Genomic DNA, 301 nt, shown 5'->3' on the forward strand with positions numbered 1-301 from the left:
GTTCGCGCTGTTGAAGATGGCGACGGGCGGTTTGCGCATCGGCCTGTCCGCACGGCTGGCGAAGACGGCGCTGGCGAATGCCTTCGGGATCGACGTCGACGAGCTGGAGGAGCTCTGGCACGGTCTCGACGCGCCCTATGCGACGCTGTTCGAATGGGTGGAGGGGCGCGCCGAGCGACCGACGGCGGTGGACACGCCGATCTTCCGCCCCTTCATGCTGGCGCACGGACTGGAGGACGCGCGTGTCGACCTGAACGATTATGCCGCGGAGTGGAAGTGGGACGGCATCCGTGTCCAGATC

Annotated in this window: 1 pseudogene; it reads left to right on the top strand. The window is 67.1% G+C overall.

What is annotated here, in order from left to right:
• Window positions 1-301: pseudogene (locus AC0IYH_RS30765) on the top strand (hypothetical protein); the annotation flags it as partial.

This window comes from Pseudomonas sp. AC463, from assembly GCF_979253585.1.